The sequence below is a fragment of the Chryseobacterium candidae genome, assembly GCF_004916905.1.
GTDB classification, from domain to species: domain Bacteria; phylum Bacteroidota; class Bacteroidia; order Flavobacteriales; family Weeksellaceae; genus Chryseobacterium; species Chryseobacterium candidae.
Genome location: NZ_SDLV01000058.1, coordinates 1 through 14,712, shown reverse-complemented (window position 1 = coordinate 14,712; position 14,712 = coordinate 1). Strand labels below are relative to the sequence as shown.

Below are 14,712 nucleotides of genomic sequence, written 5' to 3'. Positions count from 1 at the left end.
AAGATAATCACGGTTTGTCTTATTAAAAACGATATAATTCATGAAGAAGATAGTACTTGCTGTGATCATGCTGCTGCCCGCTGTTGCCTTAGCTCAAAGGATAACAGGGAAAATCACTCAAACCGGAAATCCTGTTCCTTACGTTGAGGTAATTGCGGTCAAAAATCAGAAAAAACAAACCGTTATTTCGGATGAAAAAGGAAATTTTTCACTGAGACTTTCAGAAAACGGAAACTATAATATTACGCTTATCCGGGATGGTATTGAAATATCCAATCAAGATATTGCGATCAACGGAACAGTAAAACAGGACTTTTTTATTGAAAAAAAGAATGAAAAACAAATCGAAGGGGTTACACTTACTGCCAGAAAAAAACTGATCGAAAGAAAAGCAGACAGACTGGTTTTTAATGTATCCAACTCTGTTGCCTCACAGGGAATGGATGCGGCGGATGCTCTTGCGGCAACTCCTCTGGTAAAAGTAGATGATCACACCGGTGTTTCCATTGTCGGGAAAAGTGGAGTTGCAGTAATGATTAACGACAGAATTCTGAATTTATCTGATGCAGAACTTGTCACCTACCTGAAAAGTCTCAGATCCGAAAATATTGAAAAAATTGAAGTCATCACAGCACCTCCCGCCAAATATGAAGCGCAGGGAAACAGCGGCCTGATTAATATTGTTTTAAAGAAAAATCAAAACCTCGGATGGAGTGGAAGTTTTACCAGCAGTCTTCAGCAGCAGACTTATACCGGGACTTCAAACAGTGTAACAGCCAATTATCAGAATGAAAAACTTCGTACTTCATTAAAGCTGAGGCAGAATAAAAATGAAAAACATTCCTATGAAAACTATTGGATAGAAGGAGCAGACGGCCTTAAAAGTAATGATAACAGAAGAGATTTCGGAGATGGACTTGGAGCCAATTTGAGTCTGGATTATCTGCTTAATAAGAAGTCCAATATCGGATTTATTTATGATTTCGGTTTCGGACATTCCAATATGGATATCAGGAATACTTCCAACTATTTTCAGAATGGAATTTATACGAATACACTTCTGACTGATGCGGAGCACAGAGCTACGGCGAGACAACATACTGCCAGTGCTTATTATGATCTGAAATTCGGAAAGCAGGATCATAAGCTGAGTATTACCGGAAATTATTTTTCCAACACTCCCGAAAGTATTATTGATTTTGCTACTACAGAAAATTCAGGAGATAAATTTGTAGTAAAATCACCGTCTATGGTAGAGTATAAAATTTATTCCGGACAGGCGGATCTTACACTGCCTTATCAGTTTGCAAAGACAGAAACAGGAGTGAAATTCACTAATTTTGATAATAATTCCAGTATATTCTATCAGAACTTAACGAACGGACAATATATCACAGATCCTCTGAAAAGCAATGAATTTGAATATAACGAGAAAAATTATGCAGCTTATATCAGTTTTGAAAAATCATTCAGTGAAAAATGGTCTGCAAAAGCGGGTTTACGCTATGAATATTCTGTGGTGAACGGAAACTCTTTAACTTCCGGACAGCAGACTGAAAACTCGTACGGAAAATTTTTTCCTACGGCCTATATCAGCTATAAAAGCAATGAAAATCACACTTTTAATATGAATTATTCCAAAAGAATCAACAGACCGGGATTCCGGGCGATTAATCCATACCGCTGGTACATCAATATCAATTCTTATTTTACCGGAAACCCTTTCCTGAAGCCTTCTATCAATCATAATTTTGAACTTTCCTATGTGTATAAAGGAAAATTATCGGCATCAGCGTATTTTCAGAGAACCGTAGAAGCATTCGGTCAGTTGGCCAATCTGAAAGGGGAAAACAGGGTAAGTACTTTTGAAAATTATTACAACCAGAACAGCATGGGAGTTTCCCTTAACTATTCAGATACTTTTTTCAAAAAATGGGAAGCGAATTACTCGGCCAATTATTCTTATATGAATACGGATGTTTTTGCAACCGATGCTCTTGCCAGAAAAGGGAATAGTTATGATTTCGATTTTCAGAATAATATATCACTCAATCAAAGTAAAACAATACAGCTGATTCTGAATTACTGGTTCCGTCTGCCTTCCAATTCCGGAAATTCCTATATGAAGTTTGCAGGAAATCTTACCTCAGGTCTGAAGCTTAATCTTATGGAAAAAAGCCTTCAGCTTAATGTATTTGTTTCAGATATCTTAAAGCAGGGGAAAAGTCTGGGTGAAATTTATTATACCACAGGAACTCATTCTTACAACAATTACTACGATGCCCGAAGACTTACTGTATCAGCAACCTATACTTTCGGAAATAAAAAAGTAAAAGGAACGGAACGCAATGTAAGGTTTGATGAGAAAAACAGAGCCAACTGATAATCCGTATTCATATTTTTAAAGTTTTCTTAAGTATTTTCATACACAATTGTGCATTATCAATGTCCTGCTGGGAAGCTTTTGAAGGATCACCGGCGAGGTCATACCATTTGAACTTTATATTCCAACCATAGAAATTCCTTTTGGCTATGCCTATTGGGAAGGATAATGGCTTGTTTTCATATCAGCTGTTTTCCAGAGTTGGCGTGGTATCAGAATAAAAAAACAGAATAAGAAATTTTTAACGATCTGATTTATCACCTGATATTATAGATTTTATTGATTCTAAATTACCGAAAAAATCCGTAAATTTGTAAACAATTTATATTTATATGTTGACGAAAGAAAAGGTTCAGGAATTCCTTAAAGAAATAGAAGTAGACGATTTGGTGAATAACCTTCAGATTATGGGTAACGATGTTTATATCGACATGACTGCCCATTCGCCTGCCATGCACGAAAAGAAAAAGCTGGAGGCTGCCATGAAACAGGCTTTTGCCAGTGAGTTTGGAGAAGACATTCATTTAAAACTTAAAATCGTTTCTCCGGAGCCTAGTGAAATTCAGCAAAGTCAGATCAAAGGAAAACAAATTCCGGGAATTCAAAATATTATCGCTATTGCTTCCGGTAAAGGAGGAGTAGGGAAATCTACCGTTTCTGCAAATATGGCAGTAACGCTTGCTAAAATGGGCTTTAAAGTAGGATTATTGGATGCCGATATCTATGGTCCTTCAGTGCCTACCATGTTTGATACAGAGGGGCAAAAACCAATTTCTGTAGAAGTAAATGGTAAGAATCTGATGAAGCCTATCGAGAATTATGGGGTAAAAATGCTTTCAATAGGATACTTCTCAGGAGCCAATCAGGCTGTAGTATGGAGAGGGCCAATGGCATCAAAAGCTTTAAACCAGATGATCAGAGATGCTGCCTGGGGAGAACTGGATTTTTTATTAATTGACCTTCCTCCGGGAACAGGGGATATTCACTTGTCAATTATTCAGGAAGTGCCGGTAACAGGAGCGGTCATTGTAAGTACACCTCAGCATGTTGCATTGGCAGACGTAAGAAAAGGAATTGCTATGTTCCAGATGGAAAGTATCAATATCCCGGTTCTTGGTTTGATCGAAAATATGGCGTATTTTACACCGGAAGAACTTCCTGACAATAAATATTATATCTTTGGAAACCAGGGAGCACAATATTTAGCGGAAGATCTTGGAATTCCGGTATTGGGAGAAATTCCATTGATCCAGAGCATCAGAGAAGCAGGAGACGTCGGAAGACCGGCAGCGCTTCAGGAAGGATCTAAAATTGCAGATATCTACACAGAAACTGCCAGAAAAATGGTAGAAAGTTTAGTGGAAAGAAATAAAAATCTTCCTCCTACTGAAGCGGTGAAGATTTCCACGATGGCAGGATGCTCACCAAAAGCAAAATAATAATAATTTCAATAAAATTTGAAAAAACCGAATTGAACTGAAAAAATATGGAAACAAACATAACACACGAAGATATCGTAACAAGAGTAATGGAAGCTCTGGAAAGCATCAGACCGTTTTTGAATAAAGACGGAGGTGATATTGAGCTTATTGATGTGAAAGATAATCAGGTGTTTGTGAAACTTTTAGGTAACTGTTCCGGATGTTCATTGAATTTTTCAACCTTAAAACTAGGTGTTGAAAATACAATCAAACAACATGCTCCGGAAATCGAAAAGGTAATCAACGTAGAGTAAAATATATCTGAGATATTTTTATGAGACAGGCTTTTTTTAAGGCCTGTCTTTTTATTTGCATATTTAGTCTGCTAAGCTTCCCAAACCTGACGGGTTTTAAAAACCCGTCAGGTTTCCGATGATAAAATCAGTTCAGGAGAACTTTTATATTATGATCTTCAAAAATCTCAACGATTTGTTTAAACTTTGTTTTCAGTAATTTTTTACTTTTTTTATGATTTACCCAATGGAGTTCTGAAATAGATTTTATCCCAAAGCCACCACTGAGACAATCAGAAAGGGTAGGTAAATTGCGTCCGAAATATCCTGTGATTCCATGGATTTCTTCTCCAAGTGTGCAGAAAAAACCATCTAAGCTGTGAAATTCATTTCCATCAATTTGAATGTTAATATTTTCTCTGATTATTTCAGGTTTACAAAAATGTAAAGAATAAACAAGCCATCCCTGAAGTTCGTCTTTTCTAAAGTTTTTCCAGATATTTTTTTCAATCATTTCATTATTGAGTTTCATATCAGTAGCTTTTTGATATCCTATAGGCCTAGTCCATGCAAAACCATTTAAAATGATATTTTTTTTGGATTTGCTTATTTTTATATTACTGATAAAAGTACCCGATATAATATTATTTTCCTGATCAAGGTTGTAAATGAAACCATTGTTTTCATAAATTTCAGAGGCATTTTCTATAGCAGAAATAAGACTGGGTACGTTATGAACATTCATTAGTCTTACTTTTTTATAAGCAATAGGGTTAGCTCCTTCAATATTCTTTACCTGATCTATTAATGTGATAATTTCAGGACAATTTCCAGTATCTAATGCAAATCCAAACATGCAATGAGGCTTTTCTAACTATGTTTATTGTTTTACAACCTTATTTCCTACTCCCGTAATAGAAACATCCGGCTTTCCCGATTTTGTTCCGGAAGTTCGGTAGTAGATCATATTGCCGCCGCCTTCCATGGAAACTTTATCCACTTTATCGATGTATACTTGATTACCTGTTCCTGAAACCGTAATTTTTTTAGCACTTCCTTTCACTGTTAAGGTGTTGTCACCACCTTCTACCTCAACAAAGCCTCCATTGAGAGTGTAATTGAGCTTGTGGCCCACACCTTCTACATGTACAACCTTATCGCTTTCTGTTTTTTCTACCCCTTTTGTAGATTCTGCTTTTCTGGATTGTGAAAAAGCAGTAGCTGTTCCCAGCAGCAGGAAACAAAGAATTCCTGCAGTTTTAATATTTTTCATTGTGAATTGGGTTTTTGTTCAGGATAAATATAGATATAAAATGCTTTGTGAAGGCATTTCAAAAGTTAAATCATTGTAAATAAAGAGTCTTCATACGGCATATTGTAGATTCAATAATAAAAAAGCTTCGGATTTTCCGAAGCTTTACAATAGAATGGCGTTTTATAATATATATTTACTTTACAATAACTCTCTTGATCTGTCCTTCCGAAGTTTTTACAAGATAAACCCCAGTAGAAAGATTGGAAGTGCTTATGGTTAAAGCATTCTTTTCCTTTCTGATTAATTTTCCGGACATATCGTACAATTCATAATTCTGTTTTCTGTTGAAATAAAGCGTATTTCCTTTGTTGACAGGGTTTGGAAATATATTGAAGGTCGCCTGTTCAGCTTTTATTTCACCAGATCCAAGTGTTGCAGGCGTGGCTACTTCATACATGGATAAAGTTCCGCTGATTTCATTGGCAATAATCACATAGCCTTTATGGGTAGTCGTATTTTCAGGAGCGATGTAAATGATTCCTTCTGGACCATTATCTCCTCCGTATGCGGAGGTAGAACGCGAATGCTTATAATCTGTAAAAGTAGGATTATTAGGATCTGTAATATTATAAACCATAACACCTCCTGTTCTTTCTAATGTAATAAAAGCATAAGTCTGCCCGTTGATATTTCCTAATGCCACTCCTTCCGGTTCAGGACCTTTAGCACGGCTTCGGTTTTTGACAGCATTGGATTCATTATCCGCATTGAAAATTAAGGACTGATAAGCTGCAATATACCGTTCAAACTGATCACCACTATCGTAAACAATCTGCTTGGTATCTGCATTGAAAATGGAGAATGAACGAGCTCCTAATGCTGCAATTTCTTCAAATTCTGTATCTCCGTCTGTATTTCCTGTCGCAGAGGAAACCCTGAATCTTCCAAGATTATAAGATGCTTTTAAGATGCTTGAATTAGGGAAAGATACAGGGTCTAAAGTATAATTATTAGCTCCCACAGTCGTTCTTTCGCTGAATCCTGAAAGATCTTTTTCATCACCTTCATTAGCGGTTACAATATAGTTGGTGTTTCCTACCTTATAATTTTGTACTGCATCCGGTACATAATAGGCTTTTACCGGCCAGTTGGAAATTAACACCTCACCATTATTGTCTGAAGCATCCAATCCGTTACCCGGAATGCTCATGTCTTTTTTGCCCAATCCCCAGATGCCTGTGATCGTTTTGGTAGCCAGATTAATCTCAGCAATCGCATTGTTTTCCTGAAGCGTAACCCATGCTTTCTGACTGTCGGCACTGATGGTTACATATTCAGGCTCCAGATCCTGAGAAAGGGTATTATTCGTTCTTACTTTTCTTAAACCGGTAGCTGTTAATGCTGCTATCTGAGAATCAAAACTATTGAAGTTAAGAGTCGTTACATTACTTTGGGTAAGGTTTCCGACACCTCCGGAAATGTCAATGATACTGATGCTACCTTCAGGATCTATCGTATAAGCATCATTAGGCTCACCTTCGTTTGCCGTAACAACTTTGGTCCCGTCAGGGGAAAATGTTACCATGTCCGGTAAAGCTCCTACAGTTACCTGCTTTAGGAAGTTACCGTTGATGTCAAAAAAGACTACAGATCCATTTTGCTGAGGATCAGTGTTAGGAGATGCGGCTGCAATGATTCCGTTTTTCACGGCGATGCTTGTAATACCTCCATAAGGAGCCATATTCACTGTTTTTATGACTGAGGGTATTGAAGGATTACTGAAATCAATAATATCAAAAACATCCGTAATGGAGCTGATCGTAAATAAGCGTTGTGTTGACGGATCATGAACTACAATTTCCGTAGAACTGTTATTATTTCCTGAAGGATCAAAACTTAGGAGATAATTCAGCTGAATCTGATGGGAAGGAACCGGAGCCGGTTTATCATTGTCTACAATATAAACGGTTGCAGAATTGTCTCCTGAAATAGTTGCTCCAACAGGATTTTCAAGACTCACAACAAAATATTCGGCCTGCTGTTCTGACACTGTGTCATCAATAATAGGGATATTAACGGTATAACTCGTTGTAGACGGAGTGATGTTAATAGTCTGATTGGCCAGTGTAAAATCATTGCTGTCTGCTGTACTGAAAGGTGTTGGTTTTACAACAAGGTTTACCGAAGAGGTCGAAGGATTGTTAATATTAATTTTTAATGTAAGATTTCCGGCATTTTCATTGACTTTGACGAAATTCTTTTCCAAAGAAATTGTAGTTCCGGCAGTGGTAAAAGTACTGGAAGTAACAGCCGTAATTCCATTATCATTAAAATCTTCTACCATATTGGGTTTAAGAGCTAAATAGTAGGTTTGCCCTGGCACAAGTCCGGAAGCAGGAATTACCGTAATGGTATTGTTAGTAAAAGTCGTGGTGAAAGGAACTTGTGTACCTGAAGAATTTCCCAGACGGAAATCTATAAGATTCTGTGCATTAGAATTATTGATTGCGGAATTATCTGTTAATCTTATATTTTCATTAAAAGATAACGTAGGGTTTACAGTAGTTGAAGCATTATTATTACTATTAGCAGGAAGATAAGTAACCGTTGGTGGAGTAGTGTCAAGACTACCTGCAGGAGTAGCATCTACTGTAAAGTTGTCAAAACGGTTATTTCCTCCTGTTCCGCCTCCGGTTGCAGAAAATTCTACTTTTAATTTAAAATTAGGATTGTTATTCGCTAACTGTATAGCAGAAAAATCAAGAGTTACAAGCTGTGGATCGGCATCCTGAGGACTCACAGTCTGGAATGGTATAAAAGTATTTCCGTCTGTGGAGTAAGACCAGGCCTGTGTACCCGCTCCCTGGCCGGATCTTCTGGTCGTGAACTTAATAATGACATTATTGTAACCTGTTGTAGGAAGATTAAATTGCAAAGCTCCCCCAATCGGATTATTAAATCTTAAGTGGGTACCTGAACCATCACCATTTCTGGCATTTAAATTTTGCAGGCTGAAATTCTGTCCGGTACCGCCGGCAAAATCAATTATACTTGTACCTCCTGCCAAAGCTGCAAGAGAACCATTCACCATAGTAGAAGTGGGTGTGGTAACAGTAGCCGCAGAAGTATTATTGTTAAAATTCCAGTAATGAATCAGTGTCTGCCCGAAAAGACTGCTCTGAAAGAAGAATGTGGCAATTACAGACCCTTTTAATAGGTAGTTGTTGATCATTTTTTGTTTCAATTAGATGAATACAAAAATGAACTTTATGTTTCGCAATTATTTTAATGGAATTTTAAGAAATGTTTAAAAAATAGGTTTATTTCCGATAAAGATAAGATGATATTCGAATGAGAAATTTCAGAATGAGATTATTTTCCTGATTTTCCGGAAAAGTTTAAAATCCTTCCTGATTTATTTCCTTCCAAAGGATGTTTCTGCATATAAAAATATCCTGAAACAGCAGTCACAAGCAACAGTACAAAAATAACCAGAACAATTCTTTTTAACATGCCTCTCATAGTGCTAAATTTTTTATATCTCTAATTTCTAAAGTAGATGTAGGGTATCCTTTTTGTGTCACATAGATCATTGCTCTACCCACCTCCTGTAAAGTTAATGATTTTGACTGAAAAAATACAGGGAAAATCCAAATAAAAGGTTTAAAAAACCATTTTACATTGGTTTGACCCTCAACAGGTTTCATAAATCCGGGACGGAAATTATATGTGCCTCTGAAATTCATTCTTTTCAAATCATTCTCCGTTCTGCCTTTTACGCGTGCCCACATCAGTTTTCCGCTCTCTGTACTGTCTGTGCTTGCCCCGGAAACATAGTTGAACACCATTTCAGGATTTTGGTTCAAAACAGCTTTTGCAAAATGAAGGGTTGTATCGTAAGTAATTTTGGTGTAGTCTTCTTCATTTATACCTATACTGCTGATTCCTGCACAGAAAAAACAGGCATCATACCCTTTCAGTTTTTCATCATGAAGGGCGATTGAAAGAAAGTCAGGGATAAGGTATTCTTTTAACTTGGGATGTGTTTTTCCAGAGGGCTTTCTGCTTATGCTCAGGATTTCAGAAACTTCTGGATTTTCAAGACATTCCATTAAAATACCTTCACCTACCATTCCTGTAGCGCCTGTAAGAATTATTTTGATTGGGTTCATTTGCTTTGCTATTGATATAGGAATGACGGATAGGGATGGAGATTTACTTTAAAAATTCAGAAAAATTTTATAAAGATAAAAGATAAAAGATAAAAGATATGGTGTTAAAATTCAATAGGGGTGGGCTTTATCCATCTTTAAAAATGACAAATAGCCAAAACTTAATAAAAGAAGAGACTGTATAGATTTCTTCGTCGCTTCGCTCCTCGCAATGTCATTGCTGGAAATAGATGCCAAAATAAAAAGTGTCTAACTTTTTGAGGGCAGTCCAGAAATTTCCCAGGGATTTTAGTTAGTTATTATTTTTTCACAAATACTTTCTCTATGGCCAGTGATTCTTCAGTACTCAGTTTTGAGGCTTTCCCCAGTTTGGCAATAAAAGTATTTACTTCTTCCGGTGTGGCTGGTGATCCCAGATTTTCTCCTTTATCATCAAAAGAGTCTGCCAACACTTCTCCCTTTGGGTTTAGAATTACCCAGAAAGGAAGTCCTGCATTTCCGCCTTTATATTTATTCATCAGCTCTTGTCCACCAGGATTTTCAAGGCTTTTCTTATCTCCTCTTTCCTGAACATCTACATAGGCTGTGACAAATCTTTTATTAAAAACGGGCTTGGTTTCCGGAAGATCCATATTCTTTTCCATTGTCTTACACCATTTGCACCAGGAAGCATGGAAAACAAGCAAAACATTTTTATTTCCAGCTTTAGCTTCTTTAAAAGCCTTATTTAATACAACATCTGCTTTTTCCTGTGCTGCGCCCAACTGAAACAATAACAGGGTTACAACGATAATAATTTTTGAGTATTTCATTCTGATTTTTTTGTTTAAAACTTACACGAATTTAGATATTTTTCCTATCAATATAACTTCATATTTTATTAATTTATCTCTTTTTAGTCATAATAGCTTCGACAGGCTCAGCCTGACAACGCTCAAAAATTCGGGTTGGTATTCGACTTGTCACCGTGAGCCTGTTGAAGGGTTCTCAATAAGAAAACCTTTGTTAATCATTAATCCCGAGTATTAATTAAAAGGATAAGTCAATTTATTTAAACATTTTGTAATTTAGTAAGCCCTAAGTTCCAATTTCCCCCAATAATTGATATAAGAAAACACTCTAACCAGACAATATATTCTGAACCAGGACGGATCATCAGATACATTTTATTCTGGTGTCAACATGAAAATGCAGAAATTCTGATTACAAAAATATTTTTATAATGAAACCGGTCCGGTTGTAACCATTACTTCAGGACAGTTCCATCAGCTGAAATCTGTTGAATGAGAACTTACAGCACTGGAATTTACGCTGGATTTTTTCTGTAAAAGTGACAGTGATATTGAACTTATCTTCCACAATGGCCTCTTTTGTCATTTTGGGATGAATGAAATGATCACTGTACAACATCCTGAATTTTTCTCTGAAACATTGAATACTATTGAAAAAGAAATCCAGGAACAGCCTTATCAGTATCTGATCTCTACACATTCTCTGGTTAAACTGCTCCTGATAGAAATCAACCGCAGTAAAATTGCCCATGGTAATGAGATCTGGAAACCCGATGCTTTATTTTTAAAGTTTCTTGAAAGCGTAAGAAATAATTTTAAAAATAATTATCAGGTCTCTCATTTTGCTGATCTTCTCGGCACTACTGAGGCCAAACTGAATGAGATTTCAAAACTCAACCACAGTAAACTTTCACCGTGGTTTTATAATTTTTGAAAAGATAAGATTGAATTATTATTTCAAAATTCTTTTATCACCTGATATTAAACTGAAGTCTATTAGGGTCTTTTTCTTTCTTATAAGATCCACCAAAGTTTGCATTAAAAAAGTGAGAATAATATATAATAAGATAAGTAGGGATACATATCCAATTTCATGCTGTCTGTATCCGAAGATACCTTTTCCCCATGAAATCAGTATCCATTGGATCATGTACATTGAAGTTAAATTTTTACTGCAGTATTTTAGAATCCGCATAAAGCTATTTTCTTTAACATTGACTGTAATAATATTAATCAGGCATAAAAGCAGTAAAGTCCAGCCTGCAAAATAGACAACGCCTCCGGGCCCCATATGATAAAAGCCATTGTAATGATAATCTCCATATAGAAAAACCAACGGTGCTCCTACCACGATGAACAATAATCCCATATAGAGCATATTTTTAAATAGCTGATTGGTATCGTAGTTCAGTTCCTGAAACCATTTCCCGAAGAACATTCCGATGATGATAAAAGCCATCCATGGAAAAACAGGGAAATAAACATAGGCAGGATAATCAGTATTGAAAAGTAAATCCAGGATATAATTGATCACAGGATAATCCGGATTAATTCCGCTTACCTCTCTGGATATTAATGCAACAAATAAACCTATAGCCAACATGATATACTTATTTTTCACATACTCTCTGATAAATCCGACGAACAATAAAGACATCCCCGCAAGCTGTAAAATATCTCCCAACTGTACCAGATATACGTACTGCTGCTCTATAGGCGTATGCCATCCGTATTTTTGAATAAAATTATCGGGAGCAAAATTAAAAATCACAGGGATCATAAACTTCATAAAGTTCATAAACAGACCCGCAAATACCAGTAAAATGCCCCGTTTTAAAGCACTTATAAGGCTTTGATGGCTGGAAGTCATGAAGGTGATTCCCATACAGATCAGAAAAATAGAAGTTCCCCTTCCGAGAAAAACAATAAAACTGCCGATAGCTGTTTCATATTGTGATTTTACATTCGCATATACCAACAAGGTATGTATAATGATCATTCCGATAACACTTATACCTTTTATTACATCAAGAGTAAGGATTCTTTTGCTTTGTTCTTTCATAGTATTTAGTAAGAATTGTGGATTAAATGGATAAAATCGTATTAATTATATTTATTTATTCTAAATAAAATCAAATATACAAATTAAATACACTTCTCATAATTCATGCCTCAATTTTCATAAAATATTACTATTTAAATCTTTATTAGCAGTAAAGAAGAATCAGGACACATATTTTCTCACTCCCGGATATGTAATTTTTCTATGAACCATGCAAAACGAAACAATTAATACTCTATAAATAAGTATTTAAAAATTAATTCCAAGAATAAAATCCGCTCCCATTTGAGCGTGCAATAATGTAGTATTGAACACCGGTATTTTCAAATCATTCTGTCCTACAATAAGAGGGAATTCTGTACACCCCAATATAATACCTTCAGCTCCCATTGCTTCCAGGATTGCAATTTGATCCAGGATATATTTTTTTGTTTCAGGTTTAAAAATACCGAGTGACAGTTCTTTCTGTATAATCCTGTGAAGCTTTTTTCTGTCTTCTTTTTTATCAGGCACTATCATATCAATGTCATATTTTTCTTTAAGGATTTTCTCAATAAATGGTTCCTCCATGGTAAATATTGTCCCAATAAGCCCAACCTTACGGAGTCCTTTCTTTTTAATACCAAAGCCTATCGCATCTCCGATATGCAGTATGGGAATCATGCTATCTGCTTGTACATCATGATACACTTTATGGGGTGTATTTGCACAAAACATTGCGGCAGATGCTCCGGCTTTATACAACTGATCACAAGCTTCAATCAACATTTTTGCTATTACATCCCAATGATCCAATTGTTGTAATTGATGCATATAATACTGATTTAGATTTACTAATACAAGAGGAGGATTTGTATTATTACTAAAATGATCGTTTATTGTTTGGTTCAGGTAAACATAATATTCAAGCGTTGAATGCCAGGAAAGACCTCCAATAAGACCTAATTTTCGTAATATAGGATGTTGCATATTTTGATGATTTTCTCTAGAACTTGTATTGTAATCAAACATAAATTAATTGAAGTGTTTTTTATTTTTATCTTATGAATATTCCCTATAATCTTTTAGATTATTCGTTCATAATACCAATTACCTGAAAAATAGCTAAGGTATTTTATTGCAGATCCTATTCGTAATGAATAAATAAGCTATACTCAAAAGTATAGCTTATTTTAAACATCCTGAAAATGATCACATTAAAAATCTATATTACAGATTTTCAACATTAAGAAATCCTTATTTTTTTCTATTTTCCCAAATTAAAAATCTGAAATTGTTTATGTTTTATTGATAAGATTTGCTACTTATTTTCCTAAATAAACAAACATATTTACACTTAAGCTTTGCGGCTGTATATTGATGGACTGCTGTGCTACACCACCGTTTACACTATTAGTAGTAAATGTATGGTTGTGCGCATCTTGAGCCAGTACATTAGTATTACGATTGTCCTGCTGTCTCCAGCCAGTACCTATTTTCCCTGCTAAAAATGTACGTGATTCTACGTTGTCTGATGGCTTACCATTATTATAGATAATATCATATCTTATACTCGGAGCCGTTGAACTCGTTGATCCTGACAACTGGAAATCAGGCAATTGATTTCTTGAAATTTTACGGTTGTTGCTGCTGTTTACACTTCCCAGTCTGGCATTATCCTGCACTAAGTAAGAGTTGGTAGCATTAGGAATATATGATGCAAAGCCTAAAGAATTTGCTGCAGCTCTTTGGGTTGCGGTCAGATTACCTACTGGTCTTCCATCTAGTTTTACCCATCCGTTATGATCAGCATTTGAAAAACTGGGCTTAACATCGCCAATATTTTGTGGGACTGCTCCCGCAGTTCCTCCATCTGTAGATCTCCAGTAAGAGTTACTGAATACAAACTCCAATACTTTTCCATTAGGAACGGTAACCCCGTCCAGTGTTGCCCCGAATCCGCCTGTGGTATTGTTATAGACAATTAGTCTTTGCCCTGGGTTGGGAGCAGCAGGTGCAAAAATTGCCACATTGGCTGTAGCAGCTCCGGTAATCTGTACCTGGCTCACGTTGGCAGGAACGGTAACCGCATTACCACTAACAGCTAAAGCAGTTTCACGGTTGGTAATAGCTCCATTCACATCAAGTGTAGTTCCGGGAGAGGACATATTCATACCTACTTTTCCTCCAGAGGTAACAGTTACTCTTGCTATATTATCAGTCGTAAGGTTTAGATTGTTCGGAGTAGTGGTTCCTATATAACCTGTCCCTCCACCAATATAGGTTTTCAGATTAACTGTGCCGTTGGTATGATTCAAACCGAAGCTATTATCAGGGGTACTGATAGTAAGTTTGG

At 36.1% G+C, this 14,712-nt stretch carries 12 protein-coding genes and 1 pseudogene; 4 read left to right on the top strand and 9 right to left on the bottom strand.

Annotated elements, in window-relative coordinates; genetic code table 11:
* Nucleotides 1-40: 40 nt before the first annotated feature.
* The 3 genes from EK417_RS19895 (at nucleotide 41) to EK417_RS19885 (ending at nucleotide 4,118) form a co-directional block, all read left to right on the top strand.
* Nucleotides 41-2,383, top strand: a complete 2,343-nt coding sequence (locus EK417_RS19895; protein WP_136523156.1) for an outer membrane beta-barrel family protein — start codon at nucleotides 41-43, stop codon at nucleotides 2,381-2,383.
* A gap of 332 nt (nucleotides 2,384-2,715) precedes the next feature.
* Complete coding sequence (locus tag EK417_RS19890) at nucleotides 2,716-3,822, top strand: Mrp/NBP35 family ATP-binding protein (protein ID WP_062674106.1); 1,107 nt, start codon at nucleotides 2,716-2,718, stop codon at nucleotides 3,820-3,822.
* 47 nt (nucleotides 3,823-3,869) lie between these two features.
* Entirely contained in the window at nucleotides 3,870-4,118 is a 249-nt protein-coding gene (locus EK417_RS19885; RefSeq protein WP_076596547.1) for a NifU family protein, read from the top strand.
* A gap of 127 nt (nucleotides 4,119-4,245) precedes the next feature.
* On the opposite strand, the gene EK417_RS19880 is transcribed toward EK417_RS19885, so the two are convergent.
* The 6 genes from EK417_RS19880 to EK417_RS19860 form a co-directional block, all read right to left on the bottom strand.
* The gene (locus tag EK417_RS19880) at nucleotides 4,246-4,953 is read right to left on the bottom strand and encodes a barstar family protein (protein WP_136523155.1); all 708 of its coding nucleotides are present in this window, start codon (nucleotides 4,951-4,953) and stop codon (nucleotides 4,246-4,248) included.
* A 24-nt stretch (nucleotides 4,954-4,977) separates the two neighbouring features.
* A complete protein-coding gene (locus EK417_RS19875) occupies nucleotides 4,978-5,370 on the bottom strand; it encodes a DUF3060 domain-containing protein (RefSeq protein ID WP_136523154.1) in 393 nt (130 codons plus the stop codon).
* A 175-nt stretch (nucleotides 5,371-5,545) separates the two neighbouring features.
* Entirely contained in the window at nucleotides 5,546-8,584 is a 3,039-nt protein-coding gene (locus EK417_RS19870) for a choice-of-anchor I family protein (protein ID WP_136523153.1), read from the bottom strand.
* A 140-nt stretch (nucleotides 8,585-8,724) separates the two neighbouring features.
* Nucleotides 8,725-8,874, bottom strand: coding sequence for a hypothetical protein (locus tag EK417_RS21265; protein WP_168802047.1), 150 nt, complete (start codon nucleotides 8,872-8,874; stop codon nucleotides 8,725-8,727).
* On the bottom strand, nucleotides 8,871-9,524 hold the full coding sequence (locus EK417_RS19865) for an NAD-dependent epimerase/dehydratase family protein (RefSeq protein ID WP_076596544.1): 654 nt from the start codon (nucleotides 9,522-9,524) through the stop codon (nucleotides 8,871-8,873). The genes EK417_RS21265 and EK417_RS19865 overlap by 4 nt, the downstream gene beginning before the upstream one ends.
* Nucleotides 9,525-9,823: 299 nt before the next feature.
* The gene (locus EK417_RS19860; RefSeq protein ID WP_136523152.1) at nucleotides 9,824-10,336 is read right to left on the bottom strand and encodes a thioredoxin family protein; all 513 of its coding nucleotides are present in this window, start codon (nucleotides 10,334-10,336) and stop codon (nucleotides 9,824-9,826) included.
* A gap of 571 nt (nucleotides 10,337-10,907) precedes the next feature.
* Here EK417_RS19860 and EK417_RS21490 point away from each other — a divergent pair.
* Nucleotides 10,908-11,249 (top strand): hypothetical protein, encoded by a 342-nt coding sequence (locus EK417_RS21490; protein ID WP_228457977.1) that lies wholly within the window; start codon nucleotides 10,908-10,910, stop codon nucleotides 11,247-11,249.
* Nucleotides 11,250-11,267: 18 nt separating this feature from the next.
* Here EK417_RS21490 and EK417_RS19850 read toward each other — a convergent pair whose 3' ends face one another.
* The 3 genes and pseudogenes from EK417_RS19850 to EK417_RS21260 form a co-directional block, all read right to left on the bottom strand.
* A complete protein-coding gene (locus EK417_RS19850) occupies nucleotides 11,268-12,377 on the bottom strand; it encodes a heparan-alpha-glucosaminide N-acetyltransferase domain-containing protein (RefSeq protein WP_136523151.1) in 1,110 nt (369 codons plus the stop codon).
* A 249-nt stretch (nucleotides 12,378-12,626) separates the two neighbouring features.
* Entirely contained in the window at nucleotides 12,627-13,388 is a 762-nt protein-coding gene (locus EK417_RS19845; RefSeq protein ID WP_136523150.1) for an aspartate/glutamate racemase family protein, read from the bottom strand.
* Between the two features lie 293 nt (nucleotides 13,389-13,681).
* Nucleotides 13,682-14,712, bottom strand: a pseudogene (locus EK417_RS21260) (hypothetical protein); the annotation flags it as partial.

Excerpts from the sequence above, each read along its gene's own strand:
- EK417_RS19895 (WP_136523156.1), top strand. The coding sequence starts at position 41 with ATGAAGAAGATAGTACTTGCTGTGATCATGCTGCTGCCCGCTGTTGCC.
- EK417_RS19890 (WP_062674106.1), top strand. The coding sequence starts at position 2,716 with ATGTTGACGAAAGAAAAGGTTCAGGAATTCCTTAAAGAAATAGAAGTA.
- EK417_RS19885 (WP_076596547.1), top strand. The coding sequence starts at position 3,870 with ATGGAAACAAACATAACACACGAAGATATCGTAACAAGAGTAATGGAA.
- EK417_RS19880 (WP_136523155.1), bottom strand. The coding sequence starts at position 4,953 with ATGTTTGGATTTGCATTAGATACTGGAAATTGTCCTGAAATTATCACA.
- EK417_RS19875 (WP_136523154.1), bottom strand. The coding sequence starts at position 5,370 with ATGAAAAATATTAAAACTGCAGGAATTCTTTGTTTCCTGCTGCTGGGA.
- EK417_RS19870 (WP_136523153.1), bottom strand. The coding sequence starts at position 8,584 with ATGATCAACAACTACCTATTAAAAGGGTCTGTAATTGCCACATTCTTC.
- EK417_RS21265 (WP_168802047.1), bottom strand. The coding sequence starts at position 8,874 with ATGAGAGGCATGTTAAAAAGAATTGTTCTGGTTATTTTTGTACTGTTG.
- EK417_RS19865 (WP_076596544.1), bottom strand. The coding sequence starts at position 9,524 with ATGAACCCAATCAAAATAATTCTTACAGGCGCTACAGGAATGGTAGGT.
- EK417_RS19860 (WP_136523152.1), bottom strand. The coding sequence starts at position 10,336 with ATGAAATACTCAAAAATTATTATCGTTGTAACCCTGTTATTGTTTCAG.
- EK417_RS21490 (WP_228457977.1), top strand. The coding sequence starts at position 10,908 with ATGAATGAAATGATCACTGTACAACATCCTGAATTTTTCTCTGAAACA.
- EK417_RS19850 (WP_136523151.1), bottom strand. The coding sequence starts at position 12,377 with ATGAAAGAACAAAGCAAAAGAATCCTTACTCTTGATGTAATAAAAGGT.
- EK417_RS19845 (WP_136523150.1), bottom strand. The coding sequence starts at position 13,388 with ATGTTTGATTACAATACAAGTTCTAGAGAAAATCATCAAAATATGCAA.